Here is a 19766-nt window from a genome sequence, read left to right on the forward strand (position 1 = left end):
GAATGGGAAGGTTTAACGTTCTACAATATTATATACATCCCGGCGGGAAACGTTAAAACGCTTTGCCACCTGGCGAATAGCTTCTTTTTTAGGTACCCCAGTATCTACAAGGGCTTGCACAGCATCTTCATAAGATACTGGTTCATCCAACACTTCACAAGTATCGGACTCCACTGTATCAGCACCGCTTACGATGAGGACGAATTCACCTTTATAGGTGAGCTGTTCTAAATCCTTTATAAGGCTTTCTAGATCGGTGCGTACAAAGGTTTCAAACTTCTTCGTCAATTCCCTTGCCACCGTTATAGAGCGATTACCAAAGACTTCATACATATCTTGTAAAACCTCTTGTAATCGATGCGGGGCTTCGTAAAACAGCAAGGTTCCCGTCACTTGTGAAAGTCTTTTTAATTCTTCAATACGATGTTTTCCCCGTTTAGGCAAGAACCCTGCAAAGGTAAAGGATTTAGTATCTAAACCTGATGCAATAAGTGCTGTTAACGCCGCATTGGCTCCTGGTAATGGAACTACAGCTATGCCTTCTTCAATGGCCTTTGTTACAAGGTCTGCCCCTGGATCAGAAATAGCAGGCATACCCGCATCACTAACGCAAGCAATCGACTGTCCTTCTAACAAAAGCTCCAAAATATAAGCACCTTTTTCCTCCTTATTATGTTCATGATAAGAAATCAAAGGCTTTTTAATATCAAAATGTTTTAACAATATGCCCGTATGACGTGTATCCTCAGCCGCGATAGCATCTACCTCACCCAAAATACGAACAGATCGATACGTCATATCTTCTAAATTACCAATCGGTGTAGGCACCAAGTATAATGCGCCCCATTCATTATCGTTCATACCAAGAGGACACCTCCTTCGTGTACACATTCGTTTTTTTGTAAACGATGAGTGGTGGCTCAAGTACAAGACCTGCCTGACCTTGAAAAATAGACTCTATCAAAACTAATTTTGCTGGTTTATCTAGCATACCATGAACAAACCGAATTCGTTTTGCTTGAAAGTTAAACCTTTCTAGTTCATGTAATACATATTGCAACCGACTAGCACTATAAATCATCCACAAGCGACCTTTACATTTAATAAAAGACTGTACCGCTTTCAGAACATCACATAAAGTTGTATGTCCATCATGAAGTGCTAAAGTACGCTCTTCAGATGTAGGCTTTGCACCGCTTTCACAATCATAAAAAGGGGGATTAACAATAACACCATCAAAAGGCTTATCTTGTATATCTCGATATGTCATATGCCGATAATCACCACATAACATATTTACCACATCTTGTTTACGATTATGTTCTACGCTACGCTTAGCCAACTCAACGAGAGTTTCATTAATTTCTATACCTGTAATATGACCTGCCCCTAATGACGTACCTATAAGCGGCATAACCCCTGACCCCGTTCCAAGATCAACATAGGTATGACGACCATTAAAACGACAAAAATGAATGAGTGCTATGGCGTCAAAGGAAAAGCGAAACATATCAGAACGCTGATAAATCTGTAAGCCATCGATAATTAAATCATCAAGTCGTTCTTGATCATTCATCAGGCAATGCCACCTCGGACCATTTCAAATCGATAGTACGGCCCGCTTCGAGCTGTACCTTTACAGTATGTTTATGATGATTTACCTTTAAAACTTTACCAATACCTTCATCGGTAACAACCTCCTTACCAATGCCAGGAGGTGCTATATCTTGAGGAGATTGAGTGCGTTCCTTCTTCACATATAGGTCGCCACCTTTTTTATATAAATCATCTTCGTAGTTAAGACAACACATCAATCGACCGCATACACCGGAAATCTTCGTAGGATTTAAGCTTAAATTTTGATCCTTTGCCATGCGAATCGATACAGGCGTAAAGTCACCTAAGAAATTTGAACAACACAAAGGTCGACCACAAGCACCGATACCATTTAGTACTTTAGCCTCATCACGGACACCTACTTGGCGTAACTCGATGCGCGTTCTAAATATAGTTGCCAAATCTTTAACGAGCTCACGGAAGTCAATACGGCCATCTGCAGTAAAGAAGAATATAATCTTATTCATATCAAATGTGTATTCCACATTAATAAGTTTCATCGGTAACTTGCGTTTTTCAATTTTTTCGAGACAAATTTCAAAGGCTTTTTCTTCGCGCTCTTTATTCTTCTCGATTTGTTTCAAATCCTTAGACGTCGCCTGTCTAATAACAGGCTTAACAGGGGCAACAACAGAATCTTCATAGACCTCTTTAGGTCCAATCACAACTGTGCCATATTCTACACCACGTGCTGTTTCAACGATAACTCCATCCCCAACGGATAGTTCTAATTGTTCAGGCTGAAAATAATAAATCTTTCCCGCCTTTTTAAAGCGTACGCCAACTATGGTTAGCATTTAATCCTCCTCCCGAGCATCATGAAGGGCGATACTAAGACCGTCCACCACGAGAGCGGTTTTTATATGTAAGCACAAAGCCCGTTCTGCTTGCAATGTTTCGGTAATAACCTTAGCCAATGCTTGCATAGACCAGCGCGGTAATAATCGTAATAATTGAGTTTTGTATATAGGTACTTGTAATTGCGTGTCTTGAGCCCCCATTTTAAGAGCCATCATATCTCTACTTACAAGGCGTAGCCAGTGCATCAATTCCGTTAGGCTTTCACGAGATAAGCTTTCACAAGCTAAGGAAATCATAGAAAACCATCGCGTTTCAAAAGCTAATATGTCCATCACCTTAACGGCTAACTCTAGCATTTCAATGCGACCTTGTGTCGCCAGTTTTTCCACCAATTGTGGATTACCATGACCAGCTAATAAAGCCTGTTCTATATCACCGGTAATTCCACGCGCTATAAGAGCGGTGCGAATCGTATCTACATCAACACTGTTAAAACCAACTCCCATACATCTAGAAATGATGGTAGGCAATACGGTGTTAATCTTGTTCGTAATAATGATGAAGTACACCTGTTCGGGTGGTTCTTCAATGGTTTTTAGCATAGCATTTGCCATAACTGCATTGGCTGTGTGAAAGTCCTCCACAATGACAACGCGGTTCCCATTGCCCGCCACAGACAGATGATCTTGTAATAATGAATACCACTGCTCTACCTTTAAGGTTGTTTTCATAGGGCGAATCCAAAAGGCATCACCCTTATCCATATAGATAGGTAATCCTTCGGCTTCGATACGTTTTTCCGTATCCCCATTTGCTAAACGGGCTTCCTTAACCTCTGCTAAATAAGATTCCCCCTTAGGTTGAGAGAATACTTGACGCCCTAGTAATAAAGACGCTAGGCCAATGGCCATATCTAGCTTGCCAAGACCAGATTCGCCATAAAACAAGAGACTATGAGGTAATGCATTACGACTTACAAGTTCAGATAGGTGTGCCTTAATCGAATCTTGACCAATTATAGAATCAAAATATGTCATAGCGCCTCCTATCAATACATGCTCAATATTAATATTATATAGGAAAAAGGCGACTTTTAAAAGAGTCGCCTTTTTCTAAGGTAGTAGATTTTCTACTACACTATATACATCATTATGAATTTCTTCAATAGTACGCAATGTATACTGACTAGACTTAGCTTTATCAGCACAAGGTATGCGGTGCCATTGATAACGCTTTACTAATTCTTCATACGCACCGTGAACGGCTACTAAATATGCATGATTCCCTTCGTGAATATCACCAGTATTGCCTCCTGTTTTACCAGTGCGCTCCGCCATAAGGGCTTCGCTCACTTCAAGGGGCATATCCAAAAGGCATACCGCATCAGGTTTAGGCAAGCCAAATTTTTGGAACTCAAAATCTTCAAGCCAATCTAAAAATGCAGTACGTTCCTTCGGATCATCGTATTTTACCATTTGGTGCACCATGTTAGACGTTGTATAACGATCTGCAATGATGATACCCCCATTTTTGTAAAACTGTTCCCAGTCAGTTCTGAAGGAAGCAAATCGATCGATAGCGTACATAGAGCTTGCCACATAAGGATTTACATCATGTACATCCTTACCAAATTCACCAGCTAAATACATTTTAATAGGCATAGCGGCGCCGCTATCATAGTTTGGAAAGCTCACAGACTTAACGGCATGCCCTTCTTTGGTCAAGCGCTCTACTAAGAGTTTAGTTTGTGTAGCCTTACCGCTGCCGTCTCCACCTTCTAATATAATCAAAGTCCCCATAATTACTCCTGTAACACCCAAATTGTTTCCAATGTCATATCATCAGACCCATTAGGTACATAACCTAGAGCCTTGTGATTCTCTATATATTGTAACACAGAGGCACTAATCTCTTCACCTACTGCTACACAGGGAATACCTGGTGGATAATAAGCAATTGTCTCCCCTGCAATGCGATGAAGTGCTTCTTTTAAAGGTACTTGCTCACGATTTGCATACATAGCATTACGAGGGGTTATGCGCACAATAGGCGCTGGCAGCAGCGCAGAATCTTTACTAATGTCTTGCAATTGCTCTTCCTCTGTTTTATTAAATTCTTTAAATGCACGTAACACCTTTTCACTTACAGCTTGTACAGCCTTAATAAGAGCAGTTACAGACTCGTTTGTATCACCTATGGTAATGAGCACTAGCACATGATGAGCTTGTACTAACTCCACCTCAATATGATATTCTCGTAACATCCGTTCAAAAGCAACGCCTGTGAGCCCTAATTCTTTAGCATCAATCAGCACCTTAGTACAATCATAATTTATCACCCGCTCTTGAATATCTGTGTATTCCATAGCAGCAATACCAGAAATTTTATTGAGTTCCTCACGTAAGTACATACTCAACTCTACTGCACGACTTACTAAATCATTACCTGCTGTGGCTAATTGATGGCGCGCCATATCTAAGGAAGCAAGGAAAATATAGTTTGGACTCGTACTTTGTAGCATTTGATGCATTTGCGTAATACGCCGCTTATCAATTTTTTTACCTTGCCCTAATAGCCAAGATGTTTGTGTCAAAGAGCCAACAGATTTATGTGTGCTTTGAGCCACCAAATCTGCTCCAGCCTCTATAGCTTCTATAGGTAAACTTTCAGAAAACGGCAAATGAGGACCATGAGCTTCATCAACAAGTACAATAAGTCCCCGCTTATGAGCCTCTTGTATGATATTAACAATATCTATGCCCACGCCATAATAGTTTGGATAAACTAAAAGAATCGCCTTTGCCTCTGGATGTGCATCCATTGATTTGATAGCATTTTCTAATAATACGCCTAGTGGAATCCCCCAGCGTTCATCAAAATCACAGTCCATATATACTGGTTTGGCTCCTGAGAGGACAAGCCCACTAATAACGGAACGATGTGCTTCTCGAGGAATGATAATGATTTCATCAGGCCCTACAGTCCCCATAATCATGGCTTCGATCAAAGCGGTAGTACCATTAATAGAAAACCAACAACAATCAGCTCCATATAATTCGGCTGTTAAGTCTTGCGCTTCTTTTAATTCCCGTTCAGGTTCATGTAAATCATCTAAAGCGTACATAACACCTAAGTCATAGGGTAATGCTGCCCCCATCCAGTTCTTTAACAGTTGAGGTGCTTCAACGCCTATCTTATGACCTGGCGTATGAAAGGGCACGAAATGTTGTTCTTTATATGATTCTAAAGCCTCTACAAAAGGCATTTTTTCTTGATTACTCATATGTACCTCGTAAAAAGGGCATGAATCTCAATGAGACTCATGCCCTTATGCATGTATTTATCGCTGTGGACGACGTTTAGGATTGAATTGATTCATGCCTTTATCAATACCTACCTCTAAGGTGCCTAATACGGCTTTTACCGTATCCTTAATACCTTTTTGTACCTTCTCTTGCGACTCTTCACTAAATGGTGCTAAAACGTGATCAATGACAGTCCATTGTGGCAATGGACGTCCAATTCCTACGCGGAAACGAGGAAAATTTTCTGTTCCTATATGGGAAATTAAAGATTTAATCCCATTATGTCCACCCGAACTACCATTTGGTCGAATACGCAACTTACCTATAGGTAAATCCATGTCATCATAGATACAATACACATCAGATGGATCAATTTTATAGTACCGCATTAACGGTCCTACAGACTCACCACTTAGATTCATAAATGTTTGCGGCTTTACAAGTAATACTTTCTCACCATCCACGGTAATACTGCATACCTCAGCACGTTGCTCCTCTCTCCAAGGCGTGTGAGGGACACTATCGGCAATGGCATCAATAACCATAAATCCAATATTATGTTTTGTCTTTTCGTATTGCTTGCCGGGGTTACCGAGGCCTACTACTAATTTCAAGAATCACCTATTATTTATCAAATAAATTACTTACAGATACTTCATGGAAAATACGCATAATTGCTTCACCCAACAATGGAGCTACGGATAATTGCGTAATATTTGGTAAGTTGCAATTTTCCGGCAATGGAATAGTATTAGTAACGATAAGTTCCTTAATATTGGAATTTGCAATTCGTTCACTTGCCGGATCTGTCAACACTGCATGTGTAACAGCGGCGGTAACGGATTTAGCACCGAATTCTTCCAATGCTTTAGCACCTTCAACCAAGGATCCAGCCGTATCTACGATATCATCAATAATAATACAGTTTTTACCTGCCACATCACCGATGAGATTCATAACTTTAGCCACACCTGGTTCAGGGCGTTTTTTCTCAATGATTGCAATCGGTGCACCAATGCGGTCAGCCAAATCACGAGCTCTTGTAACACCGCCAAGGTCAGGAGATACAACGATAACATCTTCCATATTTTTTTCATTAATGTATTTAGCCAAAATAGATGCGCCAAACAAATGATCTACAGGCACATCAAAGAAACCTTGAATTTGGCCTGCATGCAAATCAATTGTTACAAGACGTGTAATACCTGCCGTTTGCATCAAATTAGCTACTAATTTAGCTGTAATCGGCTCACGACCACGAGTCTTACGGTCTTGGCGAGCATAGCCATAGTAAGGTACTACTGCAGTGATATGACGTGCAGAAGCGCGTTTTAACGCGTCAGCCATAACCATGAGTTCCATTAAATTATCATTTACAGGATAGCTAGTTGGTTGAATGATAAATACATCTTTGCCACGTACGCTTTCATCAATCATTATTTGTACTTCGCCATTGTTAAAACGACCTACAAATGCTTCACCTAAAGGCAACCCTAAATAATCACAAATTTCCTTTGCCAATGCAGGATTTGCATTACCTGTGAAAATCTTGAGTTTTTTGCCGTCTTCAAATGCCATTTTGTTACCCTTTCATTTGCTCCTATACTGGTTACTTATCCATAATCTATACATTACAGATACACACTATTGCCTTTTTATTGTATACTATTTTGACCTAATTGTGTTAAAAAATATGAGATTTTTTTTATTTCTTTTTGAAAGTATCCTCTGTTACCCAATTTTCTTTCACAATTTGCTTACTACGACCTACAGCTAAGGCCTTATCTGGTACGTTTTTAGTAATAGTAGAGCCCGCACCCACATAACTATAATTACCCACTGTCACAGGAGCTACTAAGTTACTATTACAGCCAACAAATGCGCCATCACCAATAGTAGTACGATGCTTAACTTTCCCATCATAGTTTACGGTAATAGTACCACAGCCAATATTAACACCGGCCCCAACATCGCTGTCGCCGATATAGGAGAGATGTGGAAACTTAGTTCCTTCCCCAACATTAGAATTTTTAACTTCTACAAAGTTACCTACATGAACCTTGTTGCCTAGAACTGTATTTGGACGCAAATGAACATATGGACCTACATCTACACCGTCTTTTACTTCACAGTCATGACCATAAGTAAAGTGGATAATCGTATCATTGCCGACTTTTACATTCGTCAAACGAGTATGTGGTCCAATTTCACAACGCTCACCAATCACGGTATCACCTTCAAGGACTGTACCAGGATGCAAAATTGTATCTGCACCTACTGTTACCTCAGGATCCACATAGGTATTTTCAGGATCAATAATTGTTACGCCAGCAGTCATTAACTCAACATTTTTACGATGTTTTAATATAGCTTCAGCCTCTGCTAATTGCAAACGTGAGTTTACACCTAAAGATTCTTCAAAATCCTTAGTCATGTATGCACTTACCTTGTCGCCACCACTTACGAGAATACCAACTACATCAGTAATATACAATTCACCTTGGGCATTATCATCAGATAATTGATCTAAGCAAGGCCATAATTTTTTACTATCAAAAGCGTACATACCTGTATTTACTTCTTGAACCGCTAGTTCTTCAGGTTTACCATCTTTCTGTTCTACGATACGAACTACAGAACCCGCTTCATTGCGAATGATACGTCCATAACCAGTTGGATCCGGCATATGAGCAGTTAAGATTGTAGCTGCTGCACCGGAATTTTTATGTTCTTCTAAAAGTGCTTCTAAACTTTCTTTTGTAACCAAGGGAGTATCACCGCATAACAATAAGATTGTACCATCATAATCACCAAGTACTGGTTGAGCCATCTTAACTGCATGACCTGTACCATTTTGTTCTTCTTGACGAACAAATTCAGCGCGCTCCCCCAAGTAATTTTGTACTGCATCGCCGCCAAAACCAACGATAACAACATCGCGATTGGTACCAATGGATTGAACCGTTTCAAGAACACGTTCTACCATCGCCTTACCGCCGACCTTGTGTAACACTTTTGGCAATTTAGACTTCATACGCGTGCCCTTACCAGCAGCTAAAATAAGGCTTGCAATATTCATAGTAATCTCCTATCTGGTATCTCTTATATCTCTAAACCATTTTAAATATTATTATTTACGTCATTGTTTAGCCCATAGGTCAATACTCAATATAAACCATTATATCAGCCTATAATCTTCCTAATATTAATGATTTACTCTGTATCTAACACAGGATCTATACTAATTTTCTTTGTATTTTCATCGATACCATAAAAAGTAAATAATGATTCATAATCATCGATCAACTTCGGACTTGGTTCAGCTGTAGCTACAAGAACACCTGTGCCAACAACGACCCCACTCATTTCAAGAACTAATTCCTTAAGTCCCTTAGCGGTACCGCCAGCTTTCATAAAGTCATCGATAATTAACACCTTCGCATTGGGAGGAATTGCCCGTTTAGTTAGAGTCATAGTCTGAATGCGCCCAGAGGAACCTGTTACATAATTAATGCTAATAGCAGAACCTTCTGTTACCTTACTATCACGTCTAGCAATAACAAGTGGTTTATTGAAAGCTCTCGCTACCATTACAGCCAAAGGAATCCCCTTTGTTTCTACAGTCAAAATATAGTCCGGTTCACGGTCCACGAAACGAGTCATAATAATCTCACCCAGACGTGTCATTACGTGCCAATCATATAAGATATCAGACATATAAATAAAACCACCTGGAATGATGCGATCTGGCTCCATTAAACGAGCTTGCACATCTCGTAAAATATCGTTCGCTTGTGTGCCCTTGCGATGCGGAATAAATCGTACCCCACCAGCTACACCGGCCACCGTTTCTAAGGTCCCCAGTTGAAAGTGTTCCATAGACTGCCTTACACATGTTAAATCTTCACTAACCGTTGATTTAGCCATGCCAAAAAAGTCGCAAAAGTAATTTAAAGGAATCAATTTTTGCGGTGAATCAACTAACAGTTTTGTCATTGCCACCATTCGTTCTACACGCCGTACTTTATCCATAGGGTTATCCTTTACCATTCATCATATAACTATTGAGTATACTCATCAATTTAACATCATGAGTCATCATCATATATCTATATTATACCATAATTTCCGAATATTCGAGGTTTTGAATACATTATAATTCGGTAAAAGAAAAACTCTCTAGCATTTTATACAAGAATATGATTTTAGTCTATAAACCTATCATATAGTTATATAAAGCTAGAGAGTCATCATTATAAAATATAAACCTTTACAGATTGACGTCCAAACTGCAATGCTTCTGCACGAGAATCAAAAGCTAAATCAATGCGATGCCCTTTAATAGCACCACCTACATCGTCAGCTACAGCATAGCCATAACCTTCAATATATAATCGCGTTCCCAAAGGAATTAATTTAGGGTCTACAGACACAAGTCCCTTCCGTAGACGACTACCTGTAGCTGTATATTTTCCGTTGCCAGGATCTTGAGATGAATAGCCACTAGCCTCCATCGTTAAAACTTTAGAGTATTTATTAGGCACTCCATTATGATTGCGTTCTGTGCCATGGCCACCATAACGAGTCTCCATCTTTTCCAAAGCATTCATCGTAGCAGGACCAACACGACCATCTACAGGGAGCCCTTTAGATTTTTGAAATTTTCGAACAGCCTGTTCTGTATTATGACCGTAAATGCCATCTATAGAATCATGTAAAAAACCTTGATGCTTTAACATGGTTTGCACCTTACTAACGTGATGCCCTCGTTGCCCCCGATCAATAGTTTTTGCTAATGATACAGAGGATACCATTACAATCATACAAACAAGCGTACATGTAATAATTATTTTTTTTATCATATACACCTCACCTTACATTAAGTAGTATACTATACAGTTTTAAATAATCTATAAACCATAAAGGTTCTATTAATATCAATAATTCATATATTAAATTATAGTTATAGTAATAATTTTAAAGGTGTATTACATATATATCATAAAATTATAAGATACCAATGAAAATCTCCATTATATCCTGCAAGAATATTCACTTAGATTACTTCTAAAGTCGGAAATTCTCTTCAGTCTACAATGGAGATTTAATAGTTTTATTTAATTTTAGCAGTTATGGTATACACCAATATGACATTCTTTTCGGTTTGCACCAACAAGTCTTAAGAAGATGTAACCAAATAATGCAGAGATTAATGAGCCAAGTATAACGCCACCTTTTGCCATTTCTTGAGCGTGACCTGGTTCAAATGCCAAGATAGATACGAAGATACTCATTGTAAAGCCTATACCACATACAATCGCAGTACCATATACATGCTTCCAATTAGCTTCTGTAGGCATTGGTACAAGGCCACATTTCACCATCGCAAATACTGCACCAAAAATACCTAATTGTTTCCCTATAATAAGACCTAATGCAACACCAAGCACTACAGGATGTGTTAAGTCATTAACAGATACATTACGTAAATCTACACCGGCATTAAAGAATGCAAATATTGGTACAATTAAAAAACTAACCCAATTGGATAATAAATGTTCCCAATGTTGCATTGGACGAACATACTTACGGCCTCGTTTACCTTTTGAAGGAATTGTCATAGCTAAGATTACACCAGCCATAGTTGCATGTAAACCAGATTTTAATACACAATACCAAAGGATAAACCCTAGAATGATATATGGTAAAGGTCGTACATATCCTTGCTTATTACAATAGATTAAAGCAGCTACAACTACGACAGCTGCACCTAAATACATCATGTGAATACTTGACGCATAGAAGATTGCAATTACGATGATAGCAATCAAATCATCTATAACGGCAAGAGCTGTTAGAAATACTTTCATTGAATTCGGTACTCTAGAGCCTAATGCAGATATAATACCGATGGAAAATGCAATATCCGTAGCAGTTGGTATTGCCCAACCATGTATATATTCAGAATGAAAACCTGCAATTAAGTAGTAGATAAAAGCGGGCGTTAGAACACCAAATAATGCGGCAATGCCTGGCATCACACGCTTAGCATTAGTATTAAGCTCACCTGATACTAATTCACGCTTAACTTCGAGACCTACAAAAAGGAAGAAGATTGCCATCAATGCATCATTAACCCATTCTAAAATTGTTAGATTACCTATATGGTGATTAACGATTTGAAAGTATTGTTCAGATGATGGAGAGTTCGCTAAAATTAAAGCGAGTACTGTTGCTCCTAGGAGTACAGATGTAGCTGCACCTGGAGAACGTAAGAAAACAAAAATGCGTTCCATTTGAATCCTTTCTATACTTACAAAAGATTATTTTATTAAATTTTACCACGCATCTTGCGTATTTGATAAGCTAAAATTAGGACAATCGCACCTAGCAAGCCTGCCGTGATTGATCCTATAAAGATACCTACCTTAGCCATTTCTTGTGTTATACCTGGTGGGAAAGCCAGTGTAGCAACAAAAAGGCTCATAGTAAAGCCAATACCACACAAAATAGCTGTCCCATAAATTTCAGGCCACGTCGTTTTTGTAGGCATCTTAATTGCCTTAGATTGAACCAAAATGTAGACGGCAGAGAATATACCTAATTGTTTTCCTAAGATTAAACCGAATGAAACACCTATGATTACAGGATGGAATAAATTATCTATGGAAAAATCAGCAAAGGATACACCAGCATTTAAAAAACTAAATAATGGTATAATTAAGAAGTTTACCCAATTGCGTAAAGCATGGGCCCATTCTTCCATAGGATATACTACCTTATCTATAACTTTACCTTTAAAAGGAATTGTCATAGCCAGTACAACACCAGCAATGGTAGCATGCACACCAGATTTTAAAACTAAATACCAAAGAACTAATCCTAGAACACAATACGGAAGTGGTCTTAAATAGCCTTGCTTATTAGTATAAATCAGTAAACCAGTTACAGCCGCAGCAGCTATTAAATCCATAAAATTAACGCCTGCCCCATAAAAGAGAGCAATAACGACTATGGCAATCAAGTCGTCAATAATAGCTAATGCAGCTAGAAAGGCTTTCATCGCTGTAGATACCTTATTACCAAGCATTGTAATAACGCCTATAGCAAAAGCGATATCTGTAGCGGTAGGAATCCCCCAACCATGTCTATATTCTGGCATATATCCAGCCGCAAAATAATACACAATAGCTGGCGTAATAACACCTGCAAATGCGGCTAATACGGGAAGCACACGTTTCGCCTTCGTATCAAGCTCCCCAGAAATCATTTCCTTCTTGATCTCTATACCAACATAAAGGAAAAAAAGAGCCATTAAGGCATCATTTACCCACTCCAGTATAGTCATTGGACCAAGGTGTATTTGCATGACTGCAAAATACTGTGCTGCAATCGGTGAGTTCGCCACAAGAACGCCTAAAATAGCAGCGGACAGCAAGGATATCCCACCAGCAGACTCTGACTGGAAAAATGCTTTTATAAAATTCATAATAACTACCACTTTCTGAGTCATAAATAATAATACGTATTTTTATGTATATAAAAACAACTATATTTATTATTATATCATTTCAGTTCGAAAATAATCAATATTGTTTACTTTCTTTAAGTAAAGAGATAAAAAATACAATAAGTGATACAGTTAAACAAATAGCAGCAATCGTATTCATAACAGGATTTTGCCAAAGTGGTAGAAGCAATCCTATAAGAACAGATATACTACAAAATAATGGTGTACGCCAAATATGCTTTTCCTCTACCGATACTTTAGATAGAATTACATCTGATTTTTTATACTTTCTAATAATAGTCATCATAAGTCCAGTCACGATACCAATAATGAGAACAATATCCCATATAGCCCACAATATCTTCAGAGCCATCGTATTATGATTATGAATATGTAGGTTAATCATAGTCGTCATACCTGTAAAATACCATGGAACTGCTTTAGTAGAAAATCTATCATTACTAGAATCGACATACAAGTTAGCATATACAGGCTGTCCAAGAAACATAGCTGGATCATCATCATTTTCTGCACCTAAATAAAATGCATAATGGTAATTGTTAAACTTAGATGGATAATCCATAGAAATAACTTGTCGATCTGGATATACTTTCATTATACGAGAAATTGCTTCTGATGGTTGCAATATTTCAGATTGTCCAATCGAAAGTTCCTGTTTAGCATTATGAAGTACATCGGCATTATAGTTATCATTTGCAATAAAAAAGCCCCCAATCCATACACCTGTTATACATAATATAAATCCCCAGACCGTTGCAACTATTGAGAATTCACGATGTAATACACCTATTTTCATTTTCTTAGATAAAACAGAGGCTTTAGAATAACTTTTACGAAATGGACCATATAAAAAAATCCCTGAAATAATAGTGAGACTACATAAAAATGATAAGAATGTTACAATATATATGCCAATTTTACCTAAATCTAATCGTGTATGTAATTGATGAAGAGTATGTAACATACTACGAATCCAAGGATGTACAGGAGGCTCATTATGTGAAGTAATCAGTTCTTTAGATATAGGATTATATAAAACATAATCCCCACCCATTCCCATGCGAGCTGGAGGTGCTACCGTAGCCGTAGATTCAATAATACGATACCGTAAAATATGTGTAGCCCCCATAGCAGGGGATATATTCAAAATATCTTTTGATGGATATTTCTGTTTAACAAGTAGTGCCCCCTGATCAGCATACTTAAATATAGATTCTTCATGTTCATTCATCGACATTATAGCTGATGAATGATGTATTGTTCCACCTTGAGCCCATGCATTTAACTCAGTTCGAAACATGAGTACTAATCCTGTAATACAAAACATTAAGAAGAAAATTAAGGAAATGATAGATAACCATTTATGAACTTTATATACTTTTGACATACGAATTCCTCCTTTTCTATTATTTTATACATCTAGATTGAAAGTAATTCAATACATTTACTACTATAGGTATAATCATAGATATATCTATGATTACTTGAATGTATATGTAAATATATGATACAATATTTACATCGTGCGGGCGTAGTTCATCGGTAGAATGCGAGCTTCCCAAGCTTGAGAGGAGGGTTCGATTCCCTTCGCCCGCTCCATATAATTTGTGATGTAATGTATATCACAAATTATATGCAAAATATTATAATATATATACTTTTTGTATTGTTTTTTAAGGAGATATCCATGAAATTAAGTGCAAGAAATCAATTAAAAGGTACTATCGTTGAGATCCAAGAAGGCGCTGTAAATGCAATCGTAAAAATCAACGTAGGTAATAATAATATTGTTACTGCTGACATTACTATTCAATCCGTTAAAGAATTAGGCTTAGCAGTTGGCAAAGAAGTTGTCGCTGTTATCAAATCCACTAGCGTAATGGTTGGTGTAGAATAATAAAGAATTAGAGCTGCTTAGGCAGCTCTTTTTTTGTATATATATTAAATTCCTAATAAGTTGTTATTAATATATAGGCTCTATGATTTTGTGATCATGGGGCTTGTTATTTACATAAATATGGAGTTGCTCAACTAGTTTACGGTTCGATACCATTGGTGCTGCGCACCGCGGTATCGATTAGATAAAGTTTATTTACATATATTTAAAGTAGCTCAACTGCTTTACGGTTCGGTAACATTGGCACGTTGTGCCTCGTTACCGTATGGATTAGTTAGATACTACCATTAGCCGCGGCTTCCTATCAATCCTCACTGTGGATTTCCCTTCTCTGCTTCGCAGCTCGGTAAATCTTACGTTCGGAAGAAAGCGATGCAGTGAATCTGTCGTCGTTTCACTCCTCCATCTTCTACTGCCCTGCTTTTCCCAAGGCCGTCTTACACAGACACGCAGATAGATATAAAACCTCTACAACCTTGGCTGGAGACGGTTCTAGCAGGATTAGCTAGTCGAAGATGAGCAAAAAGAAAAAGGCCTACCATTCGGTAGACCTTTTTCTTTTCGTTAATCAGCGGCTTCCTATCCTCCCAGGCCGTCTCCAGCCAAGTACTTTCGGCGTTTATGAGCTTAACTACTGTGTTTCGAGATGGGAACAGGTGGATCCTCATAGCCATCGCCACTGAATCTGTCAGAGTTTGTACTCTGAAAACCACATAGAAGTATATATATTTGTTGCACATTCTGCTTAATGTTTTATTATATGTTGCGTCCCATACTCAAAGTACACGTCTGGAGGATTGCGTCGAAGCCTGTGGATTTCACTTCGTGAAATCTTACGTTTCGACGTAAGCGACTCCACGCAACTTGTGCGTCGCGTTGCTCCTTCAAGCTGGTTACGCTTGCTTAAGTAAAGCCCTCGATCGATTAGTACCAGTCAGCTCCAAACCTCACGGCTCTTCCACACCTGGCCTATCTACCATGTCGTCTACATGGGATCTTACTAGCTTATGCTATGAGAAACCTCATCTCAAGGCTGGTTTCACGCTTAGATGCTTTCAGCGTTTATCCGTCCCGAACGTAGCTACCCAACTGTACCCTTGGCAGGATAATTGGTACACCAGCGGTTCGTCCACTCCGGTCCTCTCGTACTAGGAGCAGCCCCCTTCAAGTTTCTTCCGCCCGCGATGGATAGGGACCGAACTGTCTCACGACGTTCTGAACCCAGCTCACGTACCACTTTAATCGGCGAACAGCCGAACCCTTGGGACCTACTTCAGCCCCAGGATGTGATGAGCCGACATCGAGGTGCCAAACCTCCCCGTCGATATGGACTCTTGGGAGAGATTAGCCTGTTATCCCCAGGGTAGCTTTTATCCGTTGAGCGATGGCCCTTCCACTCGGCACCACCGGATCACTAAGCCCGACTTTCGTCCCTGCTCGACCTGTCCGTCTCGCAGTCAAGCTCCCTTCTGCCTTTACACTCTTCGAGCGATTTCCGTCCGCTCTGAGGGAACCTTTGGGCGCCTCCGTTACTCTTTTGGAGGCGACCGCCCCAGTCAAACTGCCCGCCTAAGACTGTCCGGCCGGTCGTTACTCGGCCCGTTAGAAATCAATTAATGAAAGGGTGGTATCCCAACAGCGACTCCCCTAAAACTGGCGTCCTAGGTTCTACGTCTCCCACCTATCCTGTACATTCATTAACTAAGTTCAATCTTAGGTTGCAGTAAAGCTCCATGGGGTCTTTCTGTCCAGTCGCGGGTAACCTGCATCTTCACAGGTACTTCAATTTCACCGGGTCCCTCGTTGAGACAGTGCGCAAGTCGTTACACCTTTCGTGCGGGTCGGAACTTACCCGACAAGGAATTTCGCTACCTTAGGACCGTTATAGTTACGGCCGCCGTTTACTGGGGCTTCAATTCAGAGCTTCGACCGAAGTCTAACCCCTCCTCTTAACCTTCCAGCACCGGGCAGGTGTCAGCACCTATACATCAGCTTTCGCTTTAGCAGGCACCTGTGTTTGTGGTAAACAGTCGCTTGCGCCTCTCTTGTGCCACTCATTCATGCTCCATGCGCTTCTGCTCTTCACACTACATGAGTCCTCCTTTTCCCGAAGTTACGGAGGCATTTTGCCGAGTTCCTTAACGAGGGTTTTCCCGCGCACCTTAGGATTCTCTCCCCGCCTACCTGTGTCGGTTTTGGTACGGGCGATGTGTCTCTACCTAGAAGCTTTTCTCGACAGTGTAGGATCAATCACTTCGCGACTATTGCTAGTCACTCGTCATCACATCTCAGCTTTTAGAGCTACGGATTTGCCTATAGCTCAACCTACCTGCTTAAACACGCTCTTCCAATCGCGTGCTGACCTACCTTACTGTGTCACTCCATCGATCAAACGATTCACACCGGTACAGGAATTTCAACCTGTTGTCCATCGCCTACGCTATTCCGCCTCGGCTTAGGTCCCGACTTACCCTGAGACGACGATCGTTGCTCAGGAACCCTTAGGCTTTCGGTGGAATGGATTCTCACCATTCTTTTCGCTACTCATACCGACATTCTCACTTCTCATCAGTCCACAACTCCTTACGGTACTGCTTCAGCCCGATGAGAACGCTCCCCTACCCATATACATTGCTGCATATGACACGACTTCGGTTTTACACTTTAGCCCCGGACATTTTCGGCGCAGAGTCTCTCGACCAGTGAGCTATTACGCACTCTTTAAATGGTGGCTGCTTCTAAGCCAACATCCTGGTTGTTTTGGAAATTCCACATCCTTCGCCACTTAGTGTAACATTGGGGACCTTAGTCGGTGTTCTGGGCTGTTTCCCTCTTGACAATGGACCTTATCATTCACTGTCTGACTCCCGAGTATAAGTATAGCCATTCGTAGTTTGACTAGGTTCGGTAACCGGTATGGCCCCTAGCCCGATCAGTGCTCTACCGCCTATACTCTCTACCTCGAGGCTAGCCCTAAAGCTATTTCGGGGAGAACCAGCTATCTCCGTGTTCGATTGGCATTTCACCCCTATCCACAACTCATCCCAAAGCTTTTCAACGCTCACGAGTTCGGTCCTCCACACAATTTTACCTGTGCTTCAACCTGGCCATGGATAGATCACTACGGTTTCGGGTCTACTATTACTAACTGAACGCCCTGTTCAGACTCGCTTTCGCTGCGGCTCCATGTTTTCCACTTAACCTCGCTAGCAACAGTAACTCGTCGGTTCATTCTTCAATAGGCACGCCGTCGTCCTGATATATATACAGACTTCGACTGTTTGTAGACATACGGTTTCAGGTTCTCTTTCACTCCCCGCCAGGGGTTCTTTTCACCTTTCCCTCACGGTACTATGCGCTATCGGTCGATATCAGTATTTTGGCTTGGAGGGTGGTCCCCCCTGCTTCCCACAAGGTTTCACGTGTCTCGTGGTACTCTGGATACAGTCCCATGTATGCAAGGTTTCGATTACAGGGCTTTCACCTTCTGCGGCTGAGCTTTCCAGCTCGATTCTTCTACCTCATTTACACTTGATGACTGTCCTCAACCCCGGTGCGGTTGCCCGCTCCGGTTTGGCCTCTTTCCCGTTCGCTCGCCGCTACTAAGAAAATCTCGTTTGATTACTGTTCCTCTGGGTAATTAGATGTTTCAGTTCCCCAGGTGCCCTCCTCATAGTCTAAGCTATGGGTGACAGTGCATAACCACTGCCGGGTTCCCCCATTCGAAAATCTACGGGTCACAGGTTGCTTGCACCTCTCCGTAGCTTATCGCAGCTTACCGCGTCCTTCTTCGGCTGATATCGCCAAGGCATCCACCGTACGCCCTTATTATCTTTACTTATTTTGCGTTATCATTTGCGCCTATCGTCGTCGCCTCACGCTCGATTTTGCCTTACGTACAATAGTACACGGCGGCTTCATCTAGCTCAGGCTCCTAGATAAGCATCAAATGCTAACGAAAATCTCATGATTGAATACATGAGAGATAATATTGACATGCATTAGATACATTGTCGTTTTTTGTAGCCGTACATTTTCATGTACGTCACCATTAAGTCAGAGAATTATTTCCTATGTGCTCGGGTCAACCTACTTAGAAATTCTAAGAGATGACCTTACAAATATATAATAATTATCTTCTATGCAGTTTTCAAAGAACAAACAATTAGTATATCACAGACTCGCTGTCAAATACTAAATGGTGGAGACGAGGAGATTCGAACTCCTGACCCCCTGCTTGCAAGGCAGGTGCTCTCCCAACTGAGCTACGCCCCCATGTATTAAATGGTGGGCCTAGGTGGACTCGAACCACCGACCTCACGCTTATCAGGCGTGCGCTCTAACCAGCTGAGCTATAGGCCCATTTAATATAATGAGAAATTATTATCTTGTAGATAACAGATCTCTCAAAACCGAACAATGTTAGGTGCCAAAGTGTCGACCTAAGTGACATCCAAGCTTTTGGCTTGGTGTATGTCTCCCTAGAAAGGAGGTGATCCAGCCGCACCTTCCGATACGGCTACCTTGTTACGACTTCACCCCAATCATCGACTTTACCTTAGACGGCTGGCTCCCGAAGGTTACCCCACCGGCTTTGGGCACTTCCGACTTTCGT

General features: G+C 40.5%; 15 protein-coding genes, 3 tRNA genes and 3 rRNA genes. 2 read left to right on the top strand and 19 right to left on the bottom strand.

The genetic code is table 11. The features are described 5' to 3' along the window. Positions 1 to 12: 12 nt before the first annotated feature. The 14 genes from rsmI to VPHSUH08_RS02000 form a co-directional block, all read right to left on the bottom strand. Positions 13 to 861: a 16S rRNA (cytidine(1402)-2'-O)-methyltransferase gene (gene rsmI, locus VPHSUH08_RS01935; protein ID WP_008713597.1), complete on the bottom strand. Its 849-nt coding sequence runs from the start codon at positions 859 to 861 to the stop codon at positions 13 to 15. Next, a complete protein-coding gene (locus VPHSUH08_RS01940; protein WP_008713596.1) occupies positions 851 to 1576 on the bottom strand; it encodes a tRNA1(Val) (adenine(37)-N6)-methyltransferase in 726 nt (241 codons plus the stop codon). The genes rsmI and VPHSUH08_RS01940 overlap by 11 nt, the downstream gene beginning before the upstream one ends. Continuing rightward, on the bottom strand, positions 1569 to 2414 hold the full coding sequence (locus VPHSUH08_RS01945; RefSeq protein WP_008713595.1) for a stage 0 sporulation family protein: 846 nt from the start codon (positions 2412 to 2414) through the stop codon (positions 1569 to 1571). Before VPHSUH08_RS01945 ends, VPHSUH08_RS01940 begins: the two co-directional genes overlap by 8 nt. Then, the gene (locus tag VPHSUH08_RS01950; protein ID WP_060919003.1) at positions 2415 to 3455 is read right to left on the bottom strand and encodes a hypothetical protein; all 1041 of its coding nucleotides are present in this window, start codon (positions 3453 to 3455) and stop codon (positions 2415 to 2417) included. 75 nt (positions 3456 to 3530) lie between these two features. Further along, on the bottom strand, positions 3531 to 4217 hold the full coding sequence (locus VPHSUH08_RS01955) for a thymidylate kinase (protein WP_008600529.1): 687 nt from the start codon (positions 4215 to 4217) through the stop codon (positions 3531 to 3533). A gap of 2 nt (positions 4218 to 4219) precedes the next feature. Next, a complete protein-coding gene (locus VPHSUH08_RS01960) occupies positions 4220 to 5701 on the bottom strand; it encodes an aminotransferase class I/II-fold pyridoxal phosphate-dependent enzyme (protein WP_105086594.1) in 1482 nt (493 codons plus the stop codon). 57 nt (positions 5702 to 5758) lie between these two features. Further along, the gene (gene pth / locus VPHSUH08_RS01965) at positions 5759 to 6337 is read right to left on the bottom strand and encodes an aminoacyl-tRNA hydrolase (RefSeq protein ID WP_008600525.1); all 579 of its coding nucleotides are present in this window, start codon (positions 6335 to 6337) and stop codon (positions 5759 to 5761) included. Positions 6338 to 6347: 10 nt separating this feature from the next. Next, the gene (locus VPHSUH08_RS01970) at positions 6348 to 7301 is read right to left on the bottom strand and encodes a ribose-phosphate pyrophosphokinase (RefSeq protein ID WP_004693255.1); all 954 of its coding nucleotides are present in this window, start codon (positions 7299 to 7301) and stop codon (positions 6348 to 6350) included. Positions 7302 to 7428: 127 nt separating this feature from the next. Beyond that, positions 7429 to 8802 (bottom strand): bifunctional UDP-N-acetylglucosamine diphosphorylase/glucosamine-1-phosphate N-acetyltransferase GlmU, encoded by a 1374-nt coding sequence (gene glmU, locus VPHSUH08_RS01975; protein ID WP_105086595.1) that lies wholly within the window; start codon positions 8800 to 8802, stop codon positions 7429 to 7431. A gap of 134 nt (positions 8803 to 8936) precedes the next feature. Continuing rightward, positions 8937 to 9755, bottom strand: coding sequence for a pur operon repressor (gene purR / locus VPHSUH08_RS01980; RefSeq protein ID WP_105086596.1), 819 nt, complete (start codon positions 9753 to 9755; stop codon positions 8937 to 8939). Positions 9756 to 9976: 221 nt separating this feature from the next. Then, entirely contained in the window at positions 9977 to 10585 is a 609-nt protein-coding gene (locus VPHSUH08_RS01985; protein ID WP_004693247.1) for a peptidoglycan-binding protein, read from the bottom strand. A gap of 261 nt (positions 10586 to 10846) precedes the next feature. Next, positions 10847 to 12019, bottom strand: coding sequence for a Na+/H+ antiporter NhaA (gene nhaA, locus VPHSUH08_RS01990; protein WP_105086597.1), 1173 nt, complete (start codon positions 12017 to 12019; stop codon positions 10847 to 10849). A gap of 35 nt (positions 12020 to 12054) precedes the next feature. After that, a complete protein-coding gene (gene nhaA / locus VPHSUH08_RS01995; RefSeq protein WP_004693243.1) occupies positions 12055 to 13212 on the bottom strand; it encodes a Na+/H+ antiporter NhaA in 1158 nt (385 codons plus the stop codon). Positions 13213 to 13309: 97 nt separating this feature from the next. Beyond that, positions 13310 to 14641 carry a PepSY domain-containing protein gene (locus tag VPHSUH08_RS02000; protein ID WP_008600513.1) on the bottom strand — a complete coding sequence of 444 codons (1332 nt, stop codon included), beginning with the start codon at positions 14639 to 14641 and terminating at the stop codon, positions 13310 to 13312. 138 nt (positions 14642 to 14779) lie between these two features. Here VPHSUH08_RS02000 and VPHSUH08_RS02005 point away from each other — a divergent pair. Together VPHSUH08_RS02005 and VPHSUH08_RS02010 are read left to right on the top strand one after the other, a co-directional pair. Then, positions 14780 to 14853, top strand: a tRNA-Gly gene (locus VPHSUH08_RS02005). Positions 14854 to 14941: 88 nt separating this feature from the next. Next, positions 14942 to 15151, top strand: coding sequence for a molybdopterin-binding protein (locus tag VPHSUH08_RS02010; RefSeq protein WP_004693239.1), 210 nt, complete (start codon positions 14942 to 14944; stop codon positions 15149 to 15151). Positions 15152 to 15717: 566 nt separating this feature from the next. Here the strand turns inward: VPHSUH08_RS02010 and rrf are convergent. The 5 genes from rrf to VPHSUH08_RS02035 all read right to left on the bottom strand — a co-directional run. Next, a 5S ribosomal RNA gene (gene rrf, locus VPHSUH08_RS02015) occupies positions 15718 to 15835 on the bottom strand. Positions 15836 to 16055: 220 nt separating this feature from the next. Next, positions 16056 to 18990 (bottom strand): 23S ribosomal RNA (locus tag VPHSUH08_RS02020). Between the two features lie 360 nt (positions 18991 to 19350). Then, positions 19351 to 19426: transfer RNA gene (locus VPHSUH08_RS02025), tRNA-Ala, on the bottom strand. Positions 19427 to 19436: 10 nt separating this feature from the next. Then, positions 19437 to 19513 (bottom strand) — tRNA-Ile (locus tag VPHSUH08_RS02030). Positions 19514 to 19636: 123 nt separating this feature from the next. Next, positions 19637 to 19766: ribosomal RNA gene (locus tag VPHSUH08_RS02035) — 16S ribosomal RNA — on the bottom strand; the annotation flags it as partial.

Origin of the sequence: Veillonella sp. S13054-11 (genome assembly GCF_002959795.1) — a bacterium.
Taxonomy (GTDB): domain Bacteria; phylum Bacillota; class Negativicutes; order Veillonellales; family Veillonellaceae; genus Veillonella; species Veillonella parvula_E.